Below are 24,072 nucleotides of genomic sequence, written 5' to 3' on the forward strand. Positions count from 1 at the left end.
TTTTGTAATGTGAGGGATGATCCAGTAGGAAACTGGCTTGGCACAAACAGCACACATCTCCCAGGAAATACGTTATGAAAAATGTTGGTTTTATCGGCTGGCGCGGAATGGTCGGCTCTGTACTCATGCAACGCATGGTTGAAGAGCGCGATTTCGACGCCATTCGCCCTGTTTTTTTCTCCACCTCCCAGCTGGGGCAACCTGCTCCATCATTCGGTGGCAGCACCGGCGGTACGCTTCAGGATGCATTTGACCTGGAAGCACTGAAGGCGCTGGATATTATCGTGACATGCCAGGGCGGCGATTATACCAACGACGTATATCCGAAGCTGCGTGAAAGCGGCTGGCAGGGTTACTGGATTGACGCGGCGTCTTCGCTGCGCATGAAGGACGACGCCATCATTATTCTTGACCCGGTTAACCAGGACGTGATTACCGCCGGTCTGAATAATGGCGTCAAGACCTTCGTTGGCGGCAACTGTACCGTCAGCCTGATGCTGATGTCCCTCGGCGGCCTGTTTGCACAGGATTTAGTCGAGTGGGTCAGCGTCGCGACTTACCAGGCGGCCTCCGGCGGCGGCGCGCGCCACATGCGTGAACTGCTGACCCAGATGGGCCAGCTGCACGGCCACGTTGCGACGGAGCTGGCCAATCCGGCTTCCGCTATTCTGGAGATTGAGCGCAAGGTCACTTCGCTCACCCGCAGCGGCGATCTGGCGGTAGATAACTTTGGCGTACCGCTGGCCGGTAGCCTGATCCCGTGGATCGACAAGCAGCTGGATAACGGCCAGAGCCGCGAAGAGTGGAAGGGCCAGGCGGAGACCAATAAAATCCTCGCCACCTCAGCGGCCATTCCGGTTGACGGCCTGTGCGTGCGCGTTGGCGCGCTGCGCTGCCACAGCCAGGCGTTCACCATCAAGCTGAAAAAAGACGTTTCTATCCCGACCGTTGAGGAGCTGCTGGCGGCGCACAACCCGTGGGCGAAAGTGGTACCTAACGATCGTGATATTACCATGCGCGAGCTGACTCCGGCTGCCGTCACCGGCACCCTGACGACGCCGGTTGGTCGCCTGCGTAAGCTGAATATGGGGCCGGAGTATCTCTCGGCCTTCACCGTCGGCGACCAGCTGCTATGGGGCGCAGCCGAGCCGCTGCGCCGGATGCTGCGGCAGCTGGCGTAATCACAGGATGAATAAAAAGGGGGTGTCTGACACCCCCTTTTTTTGCGTAATACAAGGAGTAAACGCGGATGTTTGATTTTTCTCAACGGGGGTAAGAAAGCCTTGGCTATGCTTTAGTGAGGAACGACGTTTCCTTACCTGAAGGTGGGACGGAGCAGAAGGATGCACAGTGTGCTGCACCGTTCAGGTCAAAAAAAGTCGCCAGATACAGGAAAGGGCGGCACTTACAACAGGATGAAACCATGTCTAATCATATTGATAGAGACGTGATTAACGCGCTAATTGCCGGTCATTTTGCGGACCCTTTTTCCGTGCTGGGCATGCACGCCACCGATGCCGGGCTGGAAGTACGCGCGTTGTTACCCGATGCCACCGACGTGTGGGTCATTGAACCGAAAACCGGACGCAAAGTCGGCAGGCTCGAATGCCTCGACTCGCGCGGTTTCTTTAGCGGCGTTCTGCCGCGTCGAAAAAATGCTTTTCGCTATCAGCTGGCCGTCACCTGGCATGGTCAGCTCAATCTGATTGATGACCCTTACCGCTTTGGCCCGCTGCTGCAGGACCTGGACGTCTGGCTGCTCTCCGAAGGTACCCACCTGCGGCCGTACGAAACCCTCGGCGCCCACGCCGATACGATGGACGGCATCACCGGCACGCGCTTCTCGGTGTGGGCGCCGAACGCCCGCCGGGTTTCCGTGGTCGGCCAGTTCAACTACTGGGATGGCCGCCGCCACCCGATGCGCCTGCGCAAAGAGTCGGGGATTTGGGAGCTGTTTGTCCCCGGCGCGCAGAACGGCCAGCTGTATAAATTTGAGATGATCGACGCGCACGGCCACCTGCGGGTGAAGTCCGACCCTTACGCCTTTGAGGCGCAGATGCGCCCGGACACCGCCTCGCTGATCTGCGGCCTGCCGGAAAAAATTACCCAGCCGCCGGCGCGCAGGCAGGCGAACCAGTTCGATGCGCCGATTTCGATTTATGAGGTCCACCTGGGCTCCTGGCGTCGCCACACCGATAACAACTTCTGGCTGAGCTATCGCGAGCTGGCGGACCAGCTGGTGCCCTATGCCAAATGGATGGGCTTTACCCATCTGGAGCTGCTGCCGGTGAACGAGCATCCGTTTGACGGCAGCTGGGGCTACCAGCCCACCGGGCTGTACGCGCCGACCCGACGCTTTGGCACCCGCGAAGACTTCCGCTACTTCATTCACGCCGCGCACGCCGCGGGCCTCAACGTGATCCTCGACTGGGTGCCGGGGCATTTTCCCTCCGATGATTTTGCCCTCGCGGCGTTTGACGGGACCTCGCTGTACGAACACAGCGACCCGCGCGAAGGCTATCACCAGGACTGGAATACCCTGATCTACAACTACGGCCGCCGGGAGGTCAGCAACTTCCTCGTGGGCAACGCGCTGTACTGGATTGAGCGCTTCGGCATTGACGCCCTGCGCGTCGATGCGGTGGCCTCGATGATCTACCGCGACTACAGCCGTAAAGAGGGCGAGTGGGTGCCGAATGAGTACGGCGGGCGGGAAAACCTGGAAGCGATTGAGTTCCTGCGTAATACCAACCGCGTGCTCGGCGAGCAGACCCCCGGCGCGGTCACCATGGCGGAAGAGTCCACCGACTTTGCCGGCGTGTCGCGTCCCGCCTCGACGGGCGGGCTCGGCTTCTGGTTCAAATGGAACCTCGGCTGGATGCACGACACCCTCGACTACATGAAACTCGATCCGGTTCACCGCCGTCATCACCATGACAAGATGACCTTCGGCATGCTCTACAACTACACCGAGAACTTCGTTCTGCCGCTCTCCCACGACGAAGTGGTCCACGGCAAAAAGTCGATCCTCGACCGCATGCCCGGCGATGCGTGGCAGAAGTTTGCCAACCTGCGCGCCTACTACGGCTGGCTGTTTGCCTTCCCCGGTAAAAAGCTGCTGTTCATGGGCAACGAGTTTGCCCAGGGGCGGGAGTGGAACCACGACGCCAGCCTCGACTGGCATCTGCTGGAAGGCGGCGATAACTGGCACCACGGCGTCCAGCGTCTGGTTCGCGACCTGAACCATACCTATCGTCGTCACAGGGCGCTGCACGAGCTTGATTTTGACCGCTACGGCTTCGAATGGCTGGTGGTGGACGACCACGAGCGCTCGGTGTTTGTCTTCGTCCGTCGCGATAAGGCGGGGAATGAGATCATCGTTGCCAGCAACTTCACGCCGGTGCCGCGCCACGGCTATCGCTTCGGGATTAACCAGCCTGGGCGCTGGCGGGAGGAGCTGAATACCGACTCGATGCACTACCACGGCAGCAATACCGGCAACGGCGGGGTAGTGGCAAGCGAGGCGATCGCCAGCCACGGCCGCGAGCACTCGCTGTCGATTACCCTGCCGCCGCTGGCAACCGTCTGGCTGGTACGGGAGGCGGAATGACGACGCTCTCGCCAGGAAAGCCCGCTCCGCTGGGCGCCAGCTATGACGGAAAGGGGGTGAACTTCACCCTCTTTTCCGCCCATGCCGAGCGGGTAGAGCTATGCCTGTTCGATGAGCAGGGGAACGAACGACGTGTTGATCTTCCCGCGCGCAGCGGCGACGTCTGGCACGGCTGGCTGGCCGGCGTTGGTCCTGGTTTGCGCTACGGCTATCGCGTCCACGGCCCGTGGGAACCCGAGCAGGGGCATCGCTTTAACCCGGCGAAGCTGCTGCTCGATCCCTGCTGCCACCGGGTGGATGGCGCGCTGCCTGACGATGAGCGTCTTCACGGCGGCGACCGGCAGCCCGATAACCGCGATAGCGCGGCAATCGCGCCGAAGTCGCGGGTCGTTGACCTGCATTACGACTGGCTGGGCGACAAGCCGCCGCGCACGCCCTGGGGTCAGACGGTCATTTATGAAGCCCACGTCAAAGGGCTGACGTACCTGCATCCCGGGCTGCCCGAGGAGATTCGCGGCACCTACCGGGCGCTGGGTCATCCGGTGATGATCGACTATTTCAACACGCTGGGTATTACCGCGCTGGAGCTGATGCCGGTAGCGCAGTTTGCCAGCGAACCGCGCCTGCAGCGGATGGGGTTGAGCAACTACTGGGGCTACAACCCGCTGGCGATTTTCGCCCTCGACCCGCGCTATGCCAGCGAGCCCGAGCGCGCGCTCGACGAATTTCGCGACGCGGTGAAGGCGCTTCACGCCGCGGGCATCGAGGTGATCCTCGACGTGGTGCTGAACCACAGCGCTGAAATCGATCTTGAAGGGCCGACCTTCTCCCTGCGCGGAATCGATAACCGTAGCTATTATTGGATAAGAGACGACGGCGACTATCACAACTGGACCGGCTGCGGGAACACCATCAACCTCAGCCATCCTGGGGTCGTGGAGTACGCCCGCCGGTGCCTGCGTTTCTGGGTGGATGAGTGTCACGTTGACGGCTTCCGCTTCGATCTGGCCTCGGTTATGGGACGGACGCCGGAATTTCGTCAGGATGCGCCGCTGTTCGAGGCGATCCGCCGCGATCCGCAGCTGGCAGAGGTGAAGCTGATTGCTGAGCCCTGGGATATCGGCGCTGGCGGCTATCAGGTGGGCAATTTCCCGCCGCTGTTTGCCGAGTGGAACGATCATTTCCGCGATGTTTCGCGCCGTTTCTGGCTGCAGCAAAACGCCTCGTTGGGGGAGTTCGCCCAGCGCTTTGCCGCATCCAGCGATCTCTTCCAGCGCAGCGGGCGGCAGCCTGCGGCGGCGGTGAATCTGATTACCGCCCATGATGGCTTTACCCTGCGTGACTGCGTCTGTTTCAATCAGAAACATAATGAGGCGAACGGTGAAGAGAATCGCGATGGGACTAACAATAACTACAGCAGCAATCATGGTATAGAGGGCTTAGAGGCTACGCTCGACGTGATTGAAAGGCGGCGGGACAGCGTTCACGCCCTGCTGGTGACGCTCCTGCTGTCGCAGGGAACGCCGATGCTGCTGGCGGGTGATGAACACGGCCATAGCCAGCATGGCAACAATAATGCGTACTGTCAGGATAACGCGCTGACCTGGCTCGACTGGGACAAGGCGAACCGCGGGCTGACCGCGTTCACCGCGGCGCTTATTCATCTACGCCGCCGTATCCCCGCCTTAACCGGCAACCGCTGGTGGCAGGAGGGAGACGGCAGCGTTCGCTGGCTAAATCAACACGCTCAGCCGCTGAGCGCTGATGAGTGGCAGCACGGCGTGATGCGTTTGCAGATCCAGCTATCCGAACGCTGGCTGATAACGCTGAACGCCACCCCAGAAGTCACAAATATGGAATTACCCGTGGGGGAATGGCACGCCGTTCTTCCGTTCGCCGGAGAGAACAATCCGGTCATCATGGATGTCTGGCATGGGCCCGCGCACGGAGTGTGCGTATTTCAAAGGTCGTAAGCCCTGAGGCTTCCGGTAAGTTTCGCGGCGGCAACGCGGCGGGAAGGGCAGGAAGGCTGGGATGTAAAAAGGAGTTAATCATGGTTAGGCTAGAAAAGAACGATCCGTTGATGCTGGCGCGTCAGCTGCCCATCAAAACCGTTGCGTTGATTCTCGCGGGTGGTCGCGGTACCCGACTGAAAGATTTAACGATTAAGCGCGCAAAACCGGCCGTCCATTTTGGCGGTAAGTTTCGCATTATCGATTTCGCATTATCTAACTGCATTAACTCAGGTATTCGCCGCATTGGCGTTATCACCCAGTATCAATCGCACACGCTGGTACAGCATATCCAGCGCGGCTGGTCGTTCTTTAGCGAAGAGATGAACGAGTTCGTCGATTTGCTTCCGGCACAGCAGCGCGTGCATGGTGAAAACTGGTATCGCGGCACCGCGGATGCGGTAACCCAGAACCTCGATATTATTCGCCGCTACAAGGCGGAGTACGTGGTGATCCTCGCCGGCGATCATATCTATAAGCAAGACTACTCGCGCATGCTTATCGATCACGTCGAAAAAGGGGCACGCTGCACCGTGGCCTGTATGCCGGTGCCCATCGAAGAGGCATCCGCTTTCGGCGTGATGGCGGTTGATGAGAGCGACAAGATCATTGAGTTTGTCGAAAAGCCCGCCGTGCCGCCCGCCATGCCGAGCGATGCCAGCAAATCGCTGGCCAGCATGGGTATCTATGTCTTTGATGCCGATTATCTTTATGAGCTGCTGGCGGAAGATGATAACGATGAAAACTCCAGCCACGACTTCGGCAAAGATATCATTCCGAAGATAACCGAAGCTGGCATGGCTTATGCACATCCTTTCCCACTCTCCTGCGTACAGTCGGATCCCGAGGCGGAACCCTACTGGCGCGACGTGGGGACGCTCGAGGCCTACTGGAAAGCCAACCTCGACCTGGCATCGGTGACGCCGGAGCTGGATATGTACGATCAGAACTGGCCGATTCGCACCCACATGGAATCGCTGCCGCCGGCTAAATTCGTTCAGGATCGCTCCGGTAGCCACGGTATGACGCTGAACTCGCTGGTCTCCGGCGGCTGCATTATCTCCGGTTCGGTGGTGGTGCAGTCGGTGCTGTTCCCGCGCGTGCGGGTGAACTCATTCTGTAACATTGATTCGGCAGTCTTATTGCCAGAAGTTTGGGTCGGACGCTCGTGCCGCCTGCGCCGCTGCGTGATCGACCGCGCCTGCGTGATTCCGGAAGGCATGGTGATTGGTGAACACGCGGAAGAAGATGCGCGTCGGTTCTACCGCTCAGAGGAAGGTATTGTGCTGGTCACCCGGGATATGCTGCGGAAGTTGGGGCACTCACAGGAGCGATAATGCAGGTCTTACACGTATGTTCAGAGATGTTCCCGCTGTTAAAAACCGGCGGTCTGGCGGATGTCATCGGCGCGCTGCCTGCGGCACAAATTGCAGAAGGTATCGATACGCGCGTGCTGCTGCCCGCGTTTCCTGATATTCGTCGCGGGATAACCGATGCGCAGGTGGTGACGCGCAGAGACACCTTTGCCGGCCGCATCACGCTGCTGTTTGGCCATTTTAACGGCGTGGGCATCTATCTTATTGATGCACCACATCTTTACGATCGCCCGGGGAGCCCTTACCACGACACCAACCAGCATGCCTACACCGATAACGTGCTGCGCTTTGCGCTGCTTGGCTGGGTAGGCAGCGAAATGGCCTGTGGGCTGGATCCCTTCTGGCGCCCTGACGTTGTGCACGCCCACGACTGGCATGCGGGCCTGACGCCGGCCTATCTCGCGGCGCGGGGCCACCCGGCGAAATCGGTTTTCACGGTGCACAACCTGGCCTATCAGGGGATGTTCTACTCCTGGCATATGAATGAGATCGAGCTGCCCTGGTCGTTCTATAACATGCACGGCCTCGAGTTCAACGGCCAGCTCTCGTTCCTGAAAGCGGGCCTCTATTATGCCGACCATATTACGGCGGTCAGCCCAACCTACGCCCGTGAGATAACCGAACCGCAGTTCGCTTACGGCATGGAGGGGCTGCTGCGCCAGCGGCAGCACGAGGGGCGCCTGTCGGGCATCCTTAACGGCGTAGATTCAAACATCTGGAATCCACAAAACGATCTGCTGCTGGCCGCGCGATACGACCGCGATAGTCTCGAAGATAAAGCGGAGAACAAGCGCCAGCTGCAAATTGCGATGGGGCTGAAGGTGGACGACAAGGCGCCGCTGTTTGCCGTGGTCAGCCGCCTGACCAGCCAGAAGGGGCTGGACCTGGTGCTTGAAGCGCTGCCGGGCCTGCTGGAGCAGGGCGGGCAGCTGGCGCTGCTGGGCGCCGGCGATCCGGTGCTGCAGGAGGGCTTCCTGGCCGCGGCGGCCGAGCATCCGGGCAAAGTGGGCGTGCAGATTGGCTACCATGAGGCCTTCTCGCACCGCATTATGGGCGGCGCCGACGTCATCCTGGTTCCCAGCCGCTTTGAACCTTGCGGCCTGACGCAGCTGTATGGCCTCAAGTACGGCACGCTGCCGCTGGTACGGCGTACCGGCGGCCTGGCGGATACCGTCACCGACAGTTCCCTGGAAAACCTGGCCGATGGCCTGGCCAGCGGGTTTGTCTTTGAAGACAGCAATGCCTTGTCGCTACTGCGAGCAATTCGGCGCGCATTCGTTCTGTGGTCGCGCCCTTCGCTCTGGCGTTACGTGCAGCGTCAGGCGATGAATATGGATTTTAGCTGGCAGGTCGCAGCGAACTCTTATCGCGAACTTTATCAACGCTTGATGTAACCACAGGAGTCATTGCGATGAATGTACCCTTTAGCTACGCATCACCCACGCTGAGCGTTGAGGCACTGAAGCACTCTATCGCCTATAAGCTGATGTTCATCATCGGCAAGGATCCGGCGATCGCCAACAAGCATGAATGGCTTAACGCCACGCTGTTCGCCGTGCGTGACCGAATGGTGGAGCGCTGGCTGCGCTCTAACCGCGCCCAGCTTTCGCAGGAAGTTCGTCAGGTCTACTATCTGTCGATGGAGTTTTTGATTGGCCGCACTCTCTCTAACGCGCTGCTGTCGCTGGGCATCTATGAAGATGTGAACAACGCGCTGGAAGAGATGGGGCTCAACCTTGAAGAGCTGATCGACGAGGAGAATGACCCGGGGCTGGGCAACGGCGGGCTCGGGCGCCTGGCGGCCTGCTTCCTCGACTCTCTGGCGGCCCTCGGCCTGCCGGGGCGCGGCTACGGCATTCGCTATGACTACGGGATGTTTAAGCAGAATATCGTCGACGGTCGGCAAAAGGAGTCGCCGGACTACTGGCTGGAATACGGCAACCCGTGGGAGTTTGAGCGCCATAACACGCGCTACAAAGTGCGCTTTGGCGGCCGAATTCAGCAGGAGGGGAAAAACTCCCGCTGGGTGGAAACCGAAGAGATCCTCGCGGAAGCCTACGATCAGATTATCCCGGGCTTCGATACCGATGCCACCAATACCCTGCGGCTGTGGAGCGCTCAGGCCAGCAGCGAAATCAATCTCGGTAAATTCAACCAGGGCGACTACTTCGCGGCGGTAGAAGATAAAAACCACTCCGAAAACGTATCCCGCGTGCTCTATCCGGATGACTCCACCTATTCCGGGCGCGAGCTGCGCCTGCGCCAGGAGTATTTCCTCGTCTCCGCGACGGTGCAGGATATCCTTAGCCGCCACTATCAGCTGCATAAAACCTACGCCAACCTGGCCGACAAAATCGCTATCCACCTCAACGACACCCATCCGGTGCTGTCGATCCCGGAGCTGATGCGTCTGCTGATTGACGAGCATAAGTTTAGCTGGGATGAGGCGTTCGAGGTGACCTGCCAGGTCTTCTCCTACACCAACCATACCCTGATGAGCGAAGCGCTGGAGACCTGGCCCGTTGATATGCTGGGTAAAATTCTGCCGCGCCATCTGCAGATTATCTTTGAGATTAACGACTACTTCCTCAAGACGCTGCAGGAGCAGTATCCCAACGATACCGCGCTGCTGAGCCGGACCTCGATTATCGATGAGTCCAACGGCCGCCGGGTGCGGATGGCCTGGCTGGCGGTGGTCATTAGCCATAAGGTGAACGGTGTTTCCGAGCTGCACTCGAGGCTGATGGTGGAGTCGCTGTTCGCCGAGTTTGCGCGGATTTTCCCGATGCGCTTCACCAACGTGACCAACGGCGTGACCCCGCGCCGCTGGCTGGCGCTGGCGAACCCGCCGCTGTCGAAGGTGCTGGATGACAATATCGGCCGCACCTGGCGCACCGATCTCAGCCAGCTCAAGGAGCTGGAGCAGCATATTGATTATCCGACGGTGAACCAGGCGGTGCGCCAGGCGAAGCTGGAGAACAAGCAGCGGCTGGCAAACTATATCGGCCAGCAGCTTAACGTGGTGGTGAACCCGAAGGCGCTGTTTGATGTGCAGATCAAGCGCATCCACGAGTACAAGCGGCAGCTGATGAACGTGCTGCACGTGATTGCGCGCTATAACCGTATCAAGGCCGATCCCGACGCCGAGTGGGTGCCGCGGGTCAATATCTTCGCCGGGAAAGCCGCTTCGGCCTACTACATGGCCAAGCACATTATTCATCTCATTAACGACGTGGCGGCGGTGGTCAACAACGATCCGCAGATCGGCGATAAGCTGAAGATCGTGTTTATCCCTAACTACAGCGTCAGCCTGGCCCAGCTGATTATTCCGGCGGCGGATCTCTCCGAGCAGATCTCGCTGGCGGGAACGGAAGCCTCCGGGACCAGTAACATGAAGTTTGCGCTCAACGGCGCGCTGACCATTGGTACCCTCGACGGGGCTAACGTTGAAATGCTCGAGCACGTGGGCGAGGAGAATATCTTCATCTTCGGCAATACCGCGGAGGAGGTTGAGGCGCTGCGGGCCAGCGGCTACAAACCGCGCGACTACTACGAGCAGGACCCGGAGCTGCACCAGACGCTGACCCAGATCGGTACCGGCCTGTTCAGCCCGTCGGAGCCGGGCCGCTATCGCGACCTGCTGGATTCGCTGATTAACTTTGGCGACCACTATCAGGTGCTGGCGGATTACCGCAGCTACGTCGATTGTCAGGATAAGGTGGACGAGCTCTACCGTCACCCGGAAGAGTGGGCCAACAAAGCGATGCTCAACATCGCCAATATGGGCTACTTCTCTTCTGACCGTACGATTCAGGAGTACGCCGACCATATCTGGCATATCGATCCGGTGCGGCTGTAACCACCGCGATACCACAAAAAACGGGGCCGTCAGGCCCCGTTTTTTTATCCTTCTTATCCTCTCAGGCCGCGCTTTTCGGCCAGCGAGAAACCCCGCCGGGGCGCCTACGAGGCCAGAGAGAGCTCAGACTTTCCCACGTGCTGCGCCAGCCATTCGCTAATGCGCGCCTGCTGCACGGGGCTGAGCCACATGCCCTGTTTGGTTCGACGCCAGATGGCGTCATCGAGGCTGCGAACCCACTCATGCTCCACGAGGTATTTCAGCTCGGCTTCATAGAACTCGTGGCCAAAATCTTCGCCCAGATCGGCAAGCGATGTTGCCTCGCCGAGCACCCACTCGCTGTTGCTGCCGTAGGTGCGGGCGTAGTGACGCGCCATTGATTCGCTGATAAACGCGAAGCGGCGGCGCAGTTTGGCGGCGTAATCGTCGCGATCGCCGTCGATCTCGCCCCCGGGCAGAACGGCGGTTTTGGTCCACGCCGGGCCGATACCTTTATAGTACGGGGTCAGCTTTTCCAGCGCGTGCTCTGCCAGCTTGCGGTAGGTCGTGAGCTTGCCGCCAAAGACCGACAGCAGCGGCGCCTGGCCGTTTTCGTCATGAATATCGAGCGTATAGTCGCGGGTAATTGCCTGCGGTGAATCCGATTCATCGTCGCACAGCGGACGGACGCCGGAATAGGTCCAGACGATATCGTCGCGGGACAGCGTCTTTTTAAAGTGCGCGTTGTAGGCGTTGAGCAGGTAGCTAATCTCTTTCTCATCGATCGCCACCTTCTGCGGATCGCCGTTGTACTCCACGTCGGTGGTGCCGATTATCGAGAACTCGTCCATCCACGGGATCACGAACACAATTCGCTTGTCTTCGTTTTGCAGAATGTAGGCCTGCTTCTGGGTATGCACGCGCGGCACCACGATGTGGCTGCCCTTAATCAGGCGGATGCCGTAAGGGGAGCGCAGGTGCATCCCTTCATCAAAGAAGTGTTTGACCCACGGGCCGGTGGCGTTCACCAGGCCCCGCGCCTGCCAGGTAAACTTCTCGCCGCTGTCGATATCTTCCGCCTCAACAATCCACAGCCCGTTTTCACGCCGGGCGGAGACGGCACGGGTGCGGGTACGAACCTCGCCGCCCTTGCGCACCACCATCTGCGCGTTCGCCAGCACCAGCCGCGCATCGTCTACCCAGCAGTCGGAATATTCGAAACCGCGCACGATTTCAGGTTTAAGTACCGATTCTGCGCCAAATCGCAAGCCGGTTGAGCTGGGTAAGCTGGTGCGTTTTCCCAGGTGATCGTACATAAACAGACCAATACGGATCATCCACGCCGGGCGCAGATGCGGGCGGTGCGGCAGGCGGAAACGCATCGGGAACGCGAGGTGCGGCGCCATTTTTAGCAGCACTTCACGCTCGGCCAGCGCTTCGCTGACCAGGCGGAATTCGTAGTGTTCAAGGTAGCGCAGCCCGCCGTGAATCAGCTTTGAGCTGGCGCTGGAGGTGGCGCAGGCGAGATCGCGCGCTTCCAGCATCAGTACGGATAAACCACGCCCGGCGGCGTCTGCCGCGATACCGGCACCGTTGATGCCTCCGCCTATCACAATCAGATCTTTGGTTTCCACGTTCGCTACCTCTTGCACTTTCGTTTAAGCTCACAAATGTTCGATATCGCTCAATATAGCAAACAAACGCGCTATTGGTAACATCAAAAAAACATTTCAGAGTGATGCATGTAACATATTGGCGTTTATTTCCCGTCTGACGGTAAACTAGGCAGTAGAATCATGGCCGGCAATCAGCCCGCTATATCACCCCGCAATAAAGAGACAAGAGCACATGGATCACTTTGAATGTATCAACGTAGAAGAGGCGCATCAGAAGCTGCAGCAGGCCATGGCGGTACTGGTGGACATCCGCGACCCGCAAAGCTATGCGATGGGCCACACTCCGGGTGCGTTTCATCTGACCAACGATACGCTGGGCGCGTTTATGCGTGATAACGACTTTGAGACGGCGGTGATGGTGATGTGCTACCACGGCAATAGCAGTAAGGGCGCCGCGCAGTATCTGCTGCAGCAGGGCTATGACAAGGTCTACAGCGTGGACGGCGGATTTGATGCCTGGCATCGCCACTTCCCCGCGGAAGTGGCTCACGGGACGCTCTGACCCGTTATCGTATACGTTTTAGGGTTCAAACGGCCTCCGTGCCGGGCAGCGAGGCTCGTTCACGGCTGCCGTCGCCACGCACCTTGAATGATTTTGCGTATATACTGTCCCCCTTTGTGTGGAATAAGCGATCCGCTGCATGTTAATGATTACCTCTTTTGCCAACCCGCGCGTGGCCCAGGCGTTTGTCGACTATATGGCGACCCAGGGCGTTATCCTGACTATTCAGCAGCACAGCCAGAGCGACGTCTGGCTGGCGGACGAGAGCCAGGCCGCGCGGGTTCAGGCCGAACTGACTCGCTTTCTCGAAAACCCCGCCGACCCGCGCTACCTCGCGGCAAGCTGGCAATCGGGGCAAACTAACAGCGGGCTGCACTACCAGCGCTTCCCCTTCTTCGCGACCCTGCGCCACAACGCCGGGCCCGTTACGTGGTCGATTCTGACGCTCTGCGTGCTGGTCTTTGTGCTGCAAAATGTCCTTGGCGACCAGCCGGTTATGCTGCTGCTGGCCTGGCCGTACGACCCCTCGCTGAAGTTTGAGGTCTGGCGCTACTTTAGCCATGCGCTGATGCACTTCTCGCTGATGCACATTCTGTTTAACCTGCTATGGTGGTGGTACCTCGGCGGTGCGGTTGAGAAACGGATTGGCAGCGGCAAGCTGGTGGTGATCGCCGTCATTAGCGCGTTGCTGAGCGGGTTTGTTCAACATCAGTTTAGCGGCCCCTGGTTTGGTGGCTTATCCGGCGTGGTGTATGCGCTGATGGGCTACGTCTGGCTGCGGGGAGAGCGCGATCCGCAGAGCGGCGTTTATTTACAGCGCGGCTTGATACTCTTCTCCTTAGTATGGTTAATTGCTGGATGGTTTGATGTTTTTGGCATGTCGATTGCGAACGGCGCGCACGTAGCCGGCCTGGTGACCGGACTGGCGATGGCGTTTGTAGATACTCAGCATGTGCGAAAACGAACATAGAGACTCCCCCGTCATCCATGATAAGCGAGTCAAATTTTCCCAGGGATATTGCATGAAACAAACACAACGTCATGACGCTATTATCGAGCTGGTAAAAAAACAGGGATATGTCAGTACGGAGGAGCTGGTTGAGCAGTTTGCCGTCAGCCCGCAGACCATTCGTCGTGACCTGAACGATCTCGCCGAACAAAAAATGATCCTGCGCCATCACGGCGGCGCCGCGCTGCCGTCCAGCTCGGTTAACACCTCCTGGCACGACAGGAAGGCGACCCAGACCCAGGAAAAAGAGCGTATTGCCCGCAAGGTTGCCAGCCAGATCCCCGACGGGGCGACGCTGTTTATTGATATCGGCACGACGCCAGAAGCGGTGGCGCACGCGCTGCTGGAGCACAACGATCTGCGCATCGTCACCAACAACCTCAACGTTGCGAATACGCTAATGGTGAAGGACGACTTCCGCATTATTCTGGCGGGCGGCGAGCTGCGCAGCCGCGACGGCGGGATTATCGGCGAAGCGACGCTGGATTTTATCTCCCAGTTCCGACTTGATTTTGGCATTCTCGGCATCAGCGGCGTCGATAGCGACGGCTCGCTGCTGGAGTTTGACTATCATGAGGTCCGCACCAAGCGCGCGATTATTGAAAACTCGCGCCACGTGATGCTGGTGGTGGACCATTCGAAATTCGGCCGTAACGCGATGGTGAATATGGGCAGCATCAGCATGGTTGATGCGGTTTATACTGACGTGATGCCGCCGGCGGGCGTACTGAAGGTTATTAAGGACAATAACCTGCAGCTGGAGCTGTGCTAAACGGCGTCAGACGCCGTAACCCATCATTTTAAGCAACCGCTGGGCGTGCTGAACGGCATCCTGGCGGTGCGCAACTCCGAGCTTCTGATACAGATTGCGAATGTGCGTTTTAATGGTCGTTGCCGCGACGTCAAGCTCGCCGGCGATCTGCTCGTTGCTGTAGCCGGAATAGATCAGGCCGAGCACCTGCCATTCGCGCTGGGTCAGCGGGCTGGTGCGGATAAGCTCCGGGACTTCCGGGTGGTTGAGCAGCCGTTCGACAAAGCCCTCATCGAAGTGGGCAAACTTGTGGCGATGGTGCTGGTTGATATCGCGCAGAATGCGCTGAGCGCGATGCTGCTCCAGCTCCGGCAGCGTATTAAGCTGAATAAGCTGGCGCAGCTGCTGGGCCATGGCCTCGCCTTCGATAACAAAGTGATTGATAAATCCGGTACGGTTGGCGAGGGTGAGCGCTTCCAGCAGGACTTTTTGCGCCTCGCTCTTACGTCCCGCCTGCCAGTAGAGCTGGTTGAGCAGCAGCAGGTTGCGGTTAATATCGCTCATCAGGCGCAGCGAACGCGCGTTTTCATTGAGCTCTTCCAGCACCATTTCGGCGGAATCGAAATCACCGAGCAGGATTTGCGCCCTGGCGATGTTGCGCCACTGGCTCTGCAGGAAGTGGTTATTGGCAAACTCGGGCTTCGGCGTCTGGCGCAGCCAGTTGGCCGCCGCGGCTTTATCGCCGATCATCTGCCAGTAGATCACCCGCACCTTGTCGGCATTTGACACCCAGTCGCTGTGATAGTGGCCGTTGCCGAGCAGGTTTTCCAGCCGGTTCAGGTGGCTGCGGGCATTATCTAAATCCCCGCGCGCCAGCGAGCACTGCACCATTAGCGCCAGGCACTGCAGCTGCTGCTGCGGTTGATAGGTTGAAAGGACGTCCATCCCGCCGCGCGCAGAGGCCTCGGCTTCATCCAGCCGCGCCCAGGCCCACAGCAGCTGCGCGCGAATGCGCAGCAGGAATTCGTGCATCGGCAGTTGCTCGAGATGCTGGTCGCGGATGAGCTGGAAGGCTTTCTCCTGAATTTCCCACGCCGCCTGCAGGAAGCCCTGGGCAAAGAGAATCTCGCTCTGCTGGATCATGCTCCACAGGGCGTAGTGCCAGATATCGTGGCGACGAGCCATCTGCTCGGTCTGCTGCATCACCGCCAGCGATTTGCTTAGCTGGCCCTTGCAGTGCAGCACTTCGCCGTGCACCGAGGTGGCGACGATGCGGCTGTAGTAGCTTGCCAGCGGCAGCTCTTCTAAGGCCACCATCGCCAGGCGTTCGGCTTCTTCCTGATCGCCAGCGTTAATGGCGACCTGCGCGCGCAGGGCGTTAAAGTCGCCGTGCATGGCGATATCCATCTCCGCGTCCATCTCCTGCTCGGCGCGGGCCAGCAGGGTGTTCACTTCGCTGTAGCGGTGCTGGCTCTGCATCAGCCAGGCCTGCAGCAGGATCAGCCGCGGGTTTTCCAGCAGGTTTGACCACGGCAGCGCCGCCAGCGACTGCTCGAGCAGCCCCAGCTCGCTGTGGTTGAACATGCCCCAGGCGTGATTCAGTAAAATGTCGCGCAGCATTTTGGCATCGCCGGCCGCCAGCGCGTGGTGGATCGCTTCGCTGGGGAAGCCCTGCGCCATCCAGCCTTCCGCCGCACAGCGGTGGATTTCGGGCAGCTCGGTCGCCAGCTCCCACTGACAGCGCTGGCGCAGGAAGTTACCGAACAGCGGATGGTAGCGGAACCACTCGCCGGAATCGTCCATGCGCTGCATGAACAGCCCCTGGCGTTCGATCTCTTCCAGCTGCATCTGGCCGTTCTCTTCGCCGGTAACGCGAACGATGAGCGCATCGTTCATCGAGCGCAGCAGCGAGCTTTTTAGCAGCACGTTACGGGTGCGCGCGTCGACGTTGTCCAGCACCTCATCGACGAGGTAGTCGGAAAGGTGGCTGGCGTTAATGCCGGCGAGGCGGCGGGCGGAGTGCTGGGCGGAGGAGTTATTCTGGCGCGCGGAGAGGGCGATGAGCTGGAGGGCTGTTGCCCAGCCGGCGACGTCGTCACACAGCCTGCTGCTATCTTCGGCCTCAATCGGTGAGGCGAGGCGACAGTCGAAAAATTGTTTTGCTTCCTGGTGGGTAAAGGCCAGCTGCTGGCTGCCAATCTCCAGCAGCTGATCGCGCACGCGCAGGTTGGCAATGCCCAGCTGCGGCAGGTTACGCGACAGGACAACCAGCGTCAGGTTTTCCGGCTGGTGGCGCAGGAAGAAGCGCATGGCGTCGTGGATCACCGGGTTATTGATCAGATGATAATCGTCGATGACCAGGAATAGCGGACGCTGCCACTCGGCAAGCTCGATGAACAGCTGGGCAAACAGCGAGGGCAGGCTGGCATACTGGCGCTTTTGCACCATCGTTTCGCTGGCCACGCAGTGGCCCCCGGTCGCCTGTTGAATAGAGGCGATCAGATAGCTGGCAAAACGCTCCTGCTGGTTATCGCCTTCATCCAGCGAGAACCACCCGAGCTCATTTTTTCCTGCCGCCCACTGAGAAATGAGCGTGGTCTTGCCGTACCCGGCGGGGCTGGTGACCAGCGCGAGACGATAATTGTTCGCGCCGGAAAGTTTCGCCAGCAATCGTTCGCGAACCACGGTGTGTTCAAGGCGGACTGGGCGACTTAATTTAGACGGAATCAACATAGTTCAACATTTCGCTGTGCAAGAGAGGGGTGCGATTTTTTTTGCGCTTCGTAATTAATACCTAATAAGGTCGGCGATAATGAAAGTTATTGCAAGTTATGTCCGAATTTTATGCTCTTGAATTTGCACCGTGTCACAAATTCTCAATAAGATCGTCAGCATCCTAAAACCGGTACCAGTGTGCATGCCGTCTGGGTTTGCCTCACTTCCGCCTACCAGGAAATCACTTTTATTCCCATTTTTTGTAGTTGTTTGTTTTTATTAAGTTAATGTCAGTTAATTCTGATAAGTAATCTCTTTGACGTATTTACATCATCAAACATGTTTATTTTGCTGCAGGCCTAATTGTTATTTACAGATAATTAGCAGGGCCTTTTTTATTCATCCGTGCGGTATTGGCCTGTAACAAATCTGTTAGCACGGTAATTGAACGGTATATTGTTTCGAAGCGGTGAATTTTGCAGCATCTTTTTAGCGGGAGGCTAACGTTATAGTGGCCGCGATCACACTTTTCGCTCATCCCTGCTACTCCTCCCTGCCTAATCCCTGCCGGGATGAGGACGTTACCCCGGGAGGTCGGCACACTAACGCTAACGTTTTAGTAAAGGACCCGGATTTCTTATGTCACAGACTTCTTTTAACAAAGATCGGTTTCAGGCTGCACTGACGCGTCAGTGGCAGCATTTTGGCCTACAGTCCGCTTCTGAGATGACCCAGCGTCAGTGGTGGCGTGCCGTGAGCGGCGCGTTAGCCGAGCTGCTGGCGGCTCAGCCGGCGGCCATGCCTGCCGAAGGCCAGCGCCACGTTAACTACATTTCGATGGAGTTTTTAATCGGTCGTCTGACCGGTAACAACCTGCTTAACCTTGGCTGGTATCAAGGGGTGAGCGATGAGCTGAAGGCGCACGACGTTCACCTGACCGACCTGCTGGAAGAGGAGATCGATCCGGGCCTGGGTAACGGCGGTCTGGGTCGCCTGGCGGCGTGCTTCCTGGATTCGATGGCCACCGTCGGCCAGTCGGCAACCGGCTATGGCCTGAACTATCAGTACGGCCTGTTCCGTCAGTCTTTCGACGACGGCCAGCAGGCGGAAGCGCCGGATGACTGGGGACGCAGCAGCTATCCGTGGTTCCGCCACAACGAGCAGCTCGACGTGCAGGTCGGGCTTGGCGGCAAGGTCTCGAAAAACGGACTTTGGCAGCCGGCGTTCGTGATTACCGGTGAAGCCTGGGATCTGCCGGTGCTGGGCTATCGCAACAACGTCGCGCAGCCGCTGCGCCTGTGGCAGGCTAAGCACGCGCATCCGTTCAACCTGACCAAATTTAACGACGGCGATTTCCTGCGCGCCGAGCAGCAGGGCATCGACGCGGAAAAGCTGACCAAAGTGCTCTATCCGAACGACAACCACCAGGCCGGGAAAAAGCTGCGCCTGATGCAGCAGTACTTCCAGTGCGCCTGCTCGGTTGCCGATATTCTGCGTCGCCATCACCTGGCGGGCCGTAAGCTGGCCGAGCTGGCGGATTATGAAGTCATTCAGCTGAACGATACCCACCCGACGATTGCGATCCCTGAACTGCTGCGGGTGCTGATCGACGAGCACCAGCTGAGCTGGGACGACGCGTGGGCAATCACCAGTAAAACCTTCGCCTACACCAACCACACGCTGATGCCTGAAGCGCTGGAGTGCTGGGACGAGAAGCTGGTCAAAGCGCTGCTGCCGCGCCATATGCAGATTATCAAAGAGATTAACGCCCGCTTTAAGACGCTGGTGGAGAAAACCTGGCCCGGCGACGAGCAGGTATGGGCTAAGCTGGCGGTGGTACATGACAAGCAGGTTCGCATGGCGAACATGTGCGTGGTCAGCGGTTTTGCGGTAAACGGCGTGGCCGCGCTGCACTCCGAACTGGTGGTGAAGGATCTGTTCCCGGAATATCACCAGCTGTGGCCGAACAAGTTCCACAACGTGACCAACGGCATCACGCCGCGCCGCTGGATCAAACAGTGCAACCCGGCCCTGGCCGCGCTGCTCGATAAATCGCTGAAAAAAGAGTGGGCGAACGATCTCGACCAGCTGATTAACCTGGAAAAGTACGCGGATGATGCGGCGTTCCGCCAGAGCTATCGCGAGATTAAGCAGGCCAACAAGGTTCGCCTCGCCGAGTTTGTGAAGGCGCGTACCGGGATCGACATTAACCCGCAGGCGATTTTTGATATCCAGATTAAGCGCCTGCATGAGTACAAACGTCAGCACCTCAACCTGCTGAATATCCTGGCGCAGTATAAAGAGATTCGCGAAAACCCGCAGGCCGACCGCGTACCGCGCGTGTTCCTGTTCGGCGCGAAGGCGGCGCCGGGCTACTACCTGGCGAAGAATATCATTTTCGCTATCAACAAGGTGGCGCAGGCCGTCAATAGCGATCCGCTGGTTGGCGATAAGCTGAAGGTGGTCTTCCTGCCGGACTACTGCGTGTCGGCCGCGGAAATGCTGATCCCGGCGGCGGACATCTCTGAACAGATCTCGACGGCGGGTAAAGAAGCCTCCGGTACCGGCAACATGAAGCTGGCGCTGAACGGCGCGCTGACCGTCGGCACGCTGGACGGCGCGAACGTTGAAATCGCCGAGCAGGTGGGCGAGGAGAACATCTTTATCTTCGGTAATACCGTGGAAGAAGTTAAGGCGCTGAAGGCCAAAGGCTACGATCCGCTGAAATGGCGTAAGAAAGACAAGCTGCTGGACGCGGTGTTGAAAGAGCTGGAAAGCGGTAAGTACAGCGGCGGCGATAAGCACGCGTTTGACCAGATGCTGCATAGCCTGCTCAAAGGCGGCGACCCGTACCTGGTGCTGGCTGACTTCGCGACCTATGTGGCCGCGCAGAAGCAGGTGGATGAGCTCTACCGTGACCAGGAAGCCTGGACCCGGGCAACGATCCTGAATACCGCCCGCTGCGGCATGTTCAGCTCCGATCGCTCAATTCGCGATTATCAGCAACGTATCTGGCAGGCAAAACGCTAAGGACAGGCCTATGGAGACGAAACGCCTTGATAACGCCGCGCTAGCGGCGGGGATCAGCCCGAGCTACATCAACGCGCACGGCAAGCCGCAGTCGATTGCCGCGGTGACCAAGCAGCGTCTGCTTGATGCGATGCATCGTACGACCACCGTCGCGAAGGCGGCGGTTAATCCGCTGCCGAACGTACAGGTTTTCACCCACGGCAAAAAAATGTCGCTGCCGGTGGCCGGGCACGGTGAGTTTCACTGGATCCTGACCACCGAAGAAGGGAAGCAGTATCAGGGGCAGGTAAAAGGTGGCGACACGCTGTCGCTGCCGACCAAACTGCCGGAAGGCTACCATACCCTGACGCTCACCCGGAACGGTGATCGCTGGCACTGTCGGGCGATTGTCGCCCCGGTGCGCTGCTACGAGCCGCAGGCCCTGAAAGAGGGGCAGAAGCTGTGGGGCGCCTGCGTGCAGCTGTATACGCTGCGTTCGGAAAAAAACTGGGGGATTGGCGACTTCGGCGACCTGCGCGCGATGCTGCCGGAAATCGCTCAGCGAGGCGGGGCGTTTATTGGCCTTAACCCGATTCATGCGCTCTATCCGGCCAACCCGGAAAGCGCCAGCCCGTACAGCCCCTCCTCGCGCCGCTGGCTGAACGTTATCTATATCGACGTTAACGCGGTCGAAGATTTCCGCCTGAGCAAAGAGGCGCAGGCGTGGTGGCAGCTGCCGGCGACCCAGCAGGCTTTACGGGCGGCGCGGCAGACGGATGATGTTGACTACACCGCCGTCACGGCGTTGAAAATGACCGCGCTGCGCATGGCCTGGAAAGGCTTCTCTGCCCGCAGCGATGAGGCGATGACGGAGTTCCGTCAGTTCGTTCAGCGCGAAGGGGAAAGCCTCTACTGGCAGGCGGCGTTCGATGCGCTGCACGCGCGGCAGGTCCAGCAGGATCCGCTGCGCTGGGGCTGGCCGGCCTGGCCAAAGGCGTACCAGGATATCTCCAGCCCGGAGGTGAAAGCGTTCTGTTCTGAACACGCTGATGAGGTGGATTTTTACCTCTGGCTGCAGTGGCTGGCCTGTTCGCAGTTTGCCACCTGCTGGCACACCAGCCAGCGCGATGCGATGCCGATTGGCCTCTATCGCGATCTGGCGGTTGGCGTAGCGGAAGGCGGGTCTGAGACCTGGTGCGATCGCGAGCTTTACTGCCTGAAAGCCTCGGTAGGAGCTCCGCCGGATATTCTGGGCCCGCTCGGGCAAAACTGGGGCCTGCCGCCGATGGATCCGCACATCATCGTCGCCCGCGCCTACGAGCCGTTTATCGAGCTGCTGCGCGCCAATATGCAAAACTGCGGCGCTCTGCGTATCGACCACGTGATGTCGGTGCTGCGCCTGTGGTGGATCCCGTACGGTGAAACCGCCGATCACGGGGCCTACGTTCAGTATCCGGTAGACGATCTGCTGTCTATTCTGGCGCTGGAGAGTAAGCGCCATAGCTGCATGGTGATCGGTGAAGACCTGGGTACCGTGCCGGTGGAAATTGTCAGCAAGCTGCGTAAGAGCGGCGTCTACTCCTACAAAGTGCTCTATTTTGAAAATGACAATGAGAAAACGTTCCGTGCGCCGCAGACGTATCCGGAACAATCAATGGCTGTGGCAACAACGCATGACCTGCCAACGCTGCGCGGCTACTGGGAAAGCGGAGACCTGACGCTCGGCAAATCTCTGGGACTCTATCCGGATGAAGTGGTGCTGCGCGGGCTATATCAGGACCGGGAGCTGGCGAAGCAGGGGCTGCTGGATGCGCTGCATAAGTACGGCTGTCTGCCCAAGCGCGCCGGGCATAACGCGTCGCTGATGACGATGACCTCAACCCTCAACCGCGGGATGCAGCGCTACATCGCCGACAGCAACAGCGCGCTGCTGGGCCTGCAGCCGGAGGACTGGCTGGAGATGGCTGCGCCGGTTAACATTCCGGGTACCAGCACCGAGTATCCGAACTGGCGGCGCAAGCTGTCGACTTCGCTCGAGCAGATGTTTGCCGATGCGCAGGTCAATAAGCTGCTCAAGGATTTAGACAAGCGCCGCAGGGCGGCAGCAAAGAAGAAACCGTAATGAGCTAGCGCTTCCCCGGCGGCGGGGAAGCGGCCAAAACGATAAATAAAAAGGCCGGGTAGCATCACGCATACCCGGCCTTTTTTATGCTTAATTGATCCTTACACGACCATTCCCAGCAGCAGACAGCCGATCAGGCCGCAGACCGAGATAATCGTTTCCAGCATCGACCACGATCTAATGGTCTCGCCGATGGTCAGGTTGAAGTACTCCTTGAACAGCCAGAATCCCGGGTCGTTGACGTGAGAGAAAATCACGCTGCCGGAGCCCACGGCGATAACCATCAGCTCCGGGCTGACGCCGGTGGTAGCGATCAGCGGAGCCGCAATACCGCCAGCGGTAATTGCCGCAACGGTCGCCGAACCCAGCGCAATACGCAGAACCGCCGCAATTGACCACGCCATAAACAGCGGAGACATGCTGGAACCATGCATCATCGAGGCGATGTACTTATCCATGCCGCTATCAACCAGAACCTGCTTAAAGGCGCCGCCGCCGCCGATAATCAGCAGCATCATGGCGATGATTTTAATGGACGAGGTCAGCGTTTCGTTGATCTGTTCCATCGAGCGGCCGCGGTTGAGGCCAAAGGTAAACAGGGCAATCAGAACGGCGATCAGCGTTGCCATCACCGGGTCACCAAAGAATTCGGCGTATCTGAGGAACGCGTGGCCTTTCGGCAGCAGCATTTCGGCAACGGCACGCATCGCCATCAGCACCACCGGCACCAGAGAGGTCCAGACGCTGACGCCAAAGCCCGGCATCTCTTCTTCAGTGAAGGTCTTCGGGTTGTGCAGGCCTTCCGGAATCGGCTTATCGATGTTTTTCAGGAAGCGGGCGAAGACCGGGCCGGCAAGGATTACGGTCGGGATTGCCAGCAGCGTACCGTACAGCAGGGTTTTACCCATATCGGCGTGGAAGATAGTGGCGATCGCCGTCGGGCCCGGGTGCGGCGGCAGGAAGCCGTGGGTCACGGAGAGCGCGGCCGCCATCGGCACGCCAACGTACAGCAGCGGGATGCGGGCAGATGCGGCGATGGTGAATACCAGCGGCAGCATAAGGACGAAGCCCACTTCATAGAACAGCGCGAAGCCGACGGTGAAGCCGGTCAGAACGACCGCCCACTGGATATGCTTTTTGCCAAATTTAGCGATAAGCGTGGTGGCAATTCGCTGCGCGCCGCCGCAGTCTGCCAGCAGCTTGCCGAGCATTGCGCCGAAGCCCATGATCAGCGCGAGGCTGCCGAGGGTGCCCCCGACGCCGTTTTTGATGGATACGATGACTTTATCCAGAGGCATGCCCTGCATAAGTCCGACGGCGAGCGCCACCAGAATCAAAGCGATGAAGCCGTTCATTTTGAAGCGGATCATCAGCAGTAATAACAGGGCGACCCCGATAGCAACGATGACTAATGGCATAATTTACCTGGCCTTTCATTTGTTATGGGTAACG

Annotated in this window: 14 protein-coding genes; 11 read left to right on the plus strand and 3 right to left on the minus strand. The window is 59.0% G+C overall.

Annotation, left to right across the window (positions count from 1 at the left end; translation table 11 throughout):
- Window positions 1-74: 74 nt before the first annotated feature.
- The 6 genes from asd (at window position 75) to glgP (ending at window position 10,857) form a co-directional block, all read left to right on the plus strand.
- On the plus strand, window positions 75-1,181 hold the full coding sequence (gene asd / locus MMW58_RS01610) for an aspartate-semialdehyde dehydrogenase (RefSeq protein ID WP_041143036.1): 1,107 nt from the start codon (window positions 75-77) through the stop codon (window positions 1,179-1,181).
- A gap of 242 nt (window positions 1,182-1,423) precedes the next feature.
- Window positions 1,424-3,610 carry a 1,4-alpha-glucan branching enzyme gene (gene glgB / locus MMW58_RS01615; protein WP_133600058.1) on the plus strand — a complete coding sequence of 729 codons (2,187 nt, stop codon included), beginning with the start codon at window positions 1,424-1,426 and terminating at the stop codon, window positions 3,608-3,610.
- Entirely contained in the window at window positions 3,607-5,583 is a 1,977-nt protein-coding gene (gene glgX, locus MMW58_RS01620) for a glycogen debranching protein GlgX (RefSeq protein ID WP_241722667.1), read from the plus strand. The genes glgB and glgX overlap by 4 nt, the downstream gene beginning before the upstream one ends.
- A gap of 80 nt (window positions 5,584-5,663) precedes the next feature.
- A complete protein-coding gene (gene glgC / locus MMW58_RS01625; protein WP_041143033.1) occupies window positions 5,664-6,959 on the plus strand; it encodes a glucose-1-phosphate adenylyltransferase in 1,296 nt (431 codons plus the stop codon).
- Window positions 6,959-8,392: a glycogen synthase GlgA gene (gene glgA, locus MMW58_RS01630; RefSeq protein WP_041143032.1), complete on the plus strand. Its 1,434-nt coding sequence runs from the start codon at window positions 6,959-6,961 to the stop codon at window positions 8,390-8,392. The genes glgC and glgA overlap by 1 nt, the downstream gene beginning before the upstream one ends.
- A gap of 17 nt (window positions 8,393-8,409) precedes the next feature.
- Window positions 8,410-10,857, plus strand: coding sequence for a glycogen phosphorylase (gene glgP / locus MMW58_RS01635; RefSeq protein WP_133600056.1), 2,448 nt, complete (start codon window positions 8,410-8,412; stop codon window positions 10,855-10,857).
- A gap of 104 nt (window positions 10,858-10,961) precedes the next feature.
- Here glgP and glpD read toward each other — a convergent pair whose 3' ends face one another.
- Window positions 10,962-12,470, minus strand: a complete 1,509-nt coding sequence (gene glpD / locus MMW58_RS01640; RefSeq protein ID WP_133600055.1) for a glycerol-3-phosphate dehydrogenase — start codon at window positions 12,468-12,470, stop codon at window positions 10,962-10,964.
- Between the two features lie 214 nt (window positions 12,471-12,684).
- Here glpD and glpE point away from each other — a divergent pair, with 214 nt between their 5' ends.
- The 3 genes from glpE (at window position 12,685) to MMW58_RS01655 (ending at window position 14,795) form a co-directional block, all read left to right on the plus strand.
- The gene (gene glpE / locus MMW58_RS01645) at window positions 12,685-13,014 is read left to right on the plus strand and encodes a thiosulfate sulfurtransferase GlpE (protein ID WP_041143029.1); all 330 of its coding nucleotides are present in this window, start codon (window positions 12,685-12,687) and stop codon (window positions 13,012-13,014) included.
- Window positions 13,015-13,153: 139 nt separating this feature from the next.
- On the plus strand, window positions 13,154-13,984 hold the full coding sequence (glpG, locus tag MMW58_RS01650; RefSeq protein WP_133600054.1) for a rhomboid family intramembrane serine protease GlpG: 831 nt from the start codon (window positions 13,154-13,156) through the stop codon (window positions 13,982-13,984).
- Between the two features lie 52 nt (window positions 13,985-14,036).
- Window positions 14,037-14,795 carry a DeoR/GlpR family transcriptional regulator gene (locus tag MMW58_RS01655; protein ID WP_045854019.1) on the plus strand — a complete coding sequence of 253 codons (759 nt, stop codon included), beginning with the start codon at window positions 14,037-14,039 and terminating at the stop codon, window positions 14,793-14,795.
- Window positions 14,796-14,801: 6 nt separating this feature from the next.
- Here MMW58_RS01655 and malT read toward each other — a convergent pair whose 3' ends face one another.
- A complete protein-coding gene (gene malT / locus MMW58_RS01660; RefSeq protein WP_045854020.1) occupies window positions 14,802-17,507 on the minus strand; it encodes an HTH-type transcriptional regulator MalT in 2,706 nt (901 codons plus the stop codon).
- 621 nt (window positions 17,508-18,128) lie between these two features.
- Between malT and malP the strand changes: the two genes are divergently transcribed.
- Both malP and malQ read left to right on the plus strand, forming a co-directional pair.
- Window positions 18,129-20,519 carry a maltodextrin phosphorylase gene (gene malP, locus MMW58_RS01665; RefSeq protein WP_133600053.1) on the plus strand — a complete coding sequence of 797 codons (2,391 nt, stop codon included), beginning with the start codon at window positions 18,129-18,131 and terminating at the stop codon, window positions 20,517-20,519.
- A gap of 10 nt (window positions 20,520-20,529) precedes the next feature.
- Window positions 20,530-22,620: a 4-alpha-glucanotransferase gene (gene malQ / locus MMW58_RS01670; RefSeq protein ID WP_133600052.1), complete on the plus strand. Its 2,091-nt coding sequence runs from the start codon at window positions 20,530-20,532 to the stop codon at window positions 22,618-22,620.
- Between the two features lie 101 nt (window positions 22,621-22,721).
- On the opposite strand, the gene gntT is transcribed toward malQ, so the two are convergent.
- Window positions 22,722-24,038: a gluconate transporter gene (gene gntT / locus MMW58_RS01675; RefSeq protein ID WP_133600051.1), complete on the minus strand. Its 1,317-nt coding sequence runs from the start codon at window positions 24,036-24,038 to the stop codon at window positions 22,722-22,724.
- Between the last annotated feature and the right edge of the window lie 34 nt (window positions 24,039-24,072).

Source organism: Klebsiella sp. HC6 (genome assembly GCF_022605325.1).
Taxonomy (GTDB): domain Bacteria; phylum Pseudomonadota; class Gammaproteobacteria; order Enterobacterales; family Enterobacteriaceae; genus Klebsiella; species Klebsiella terrigena.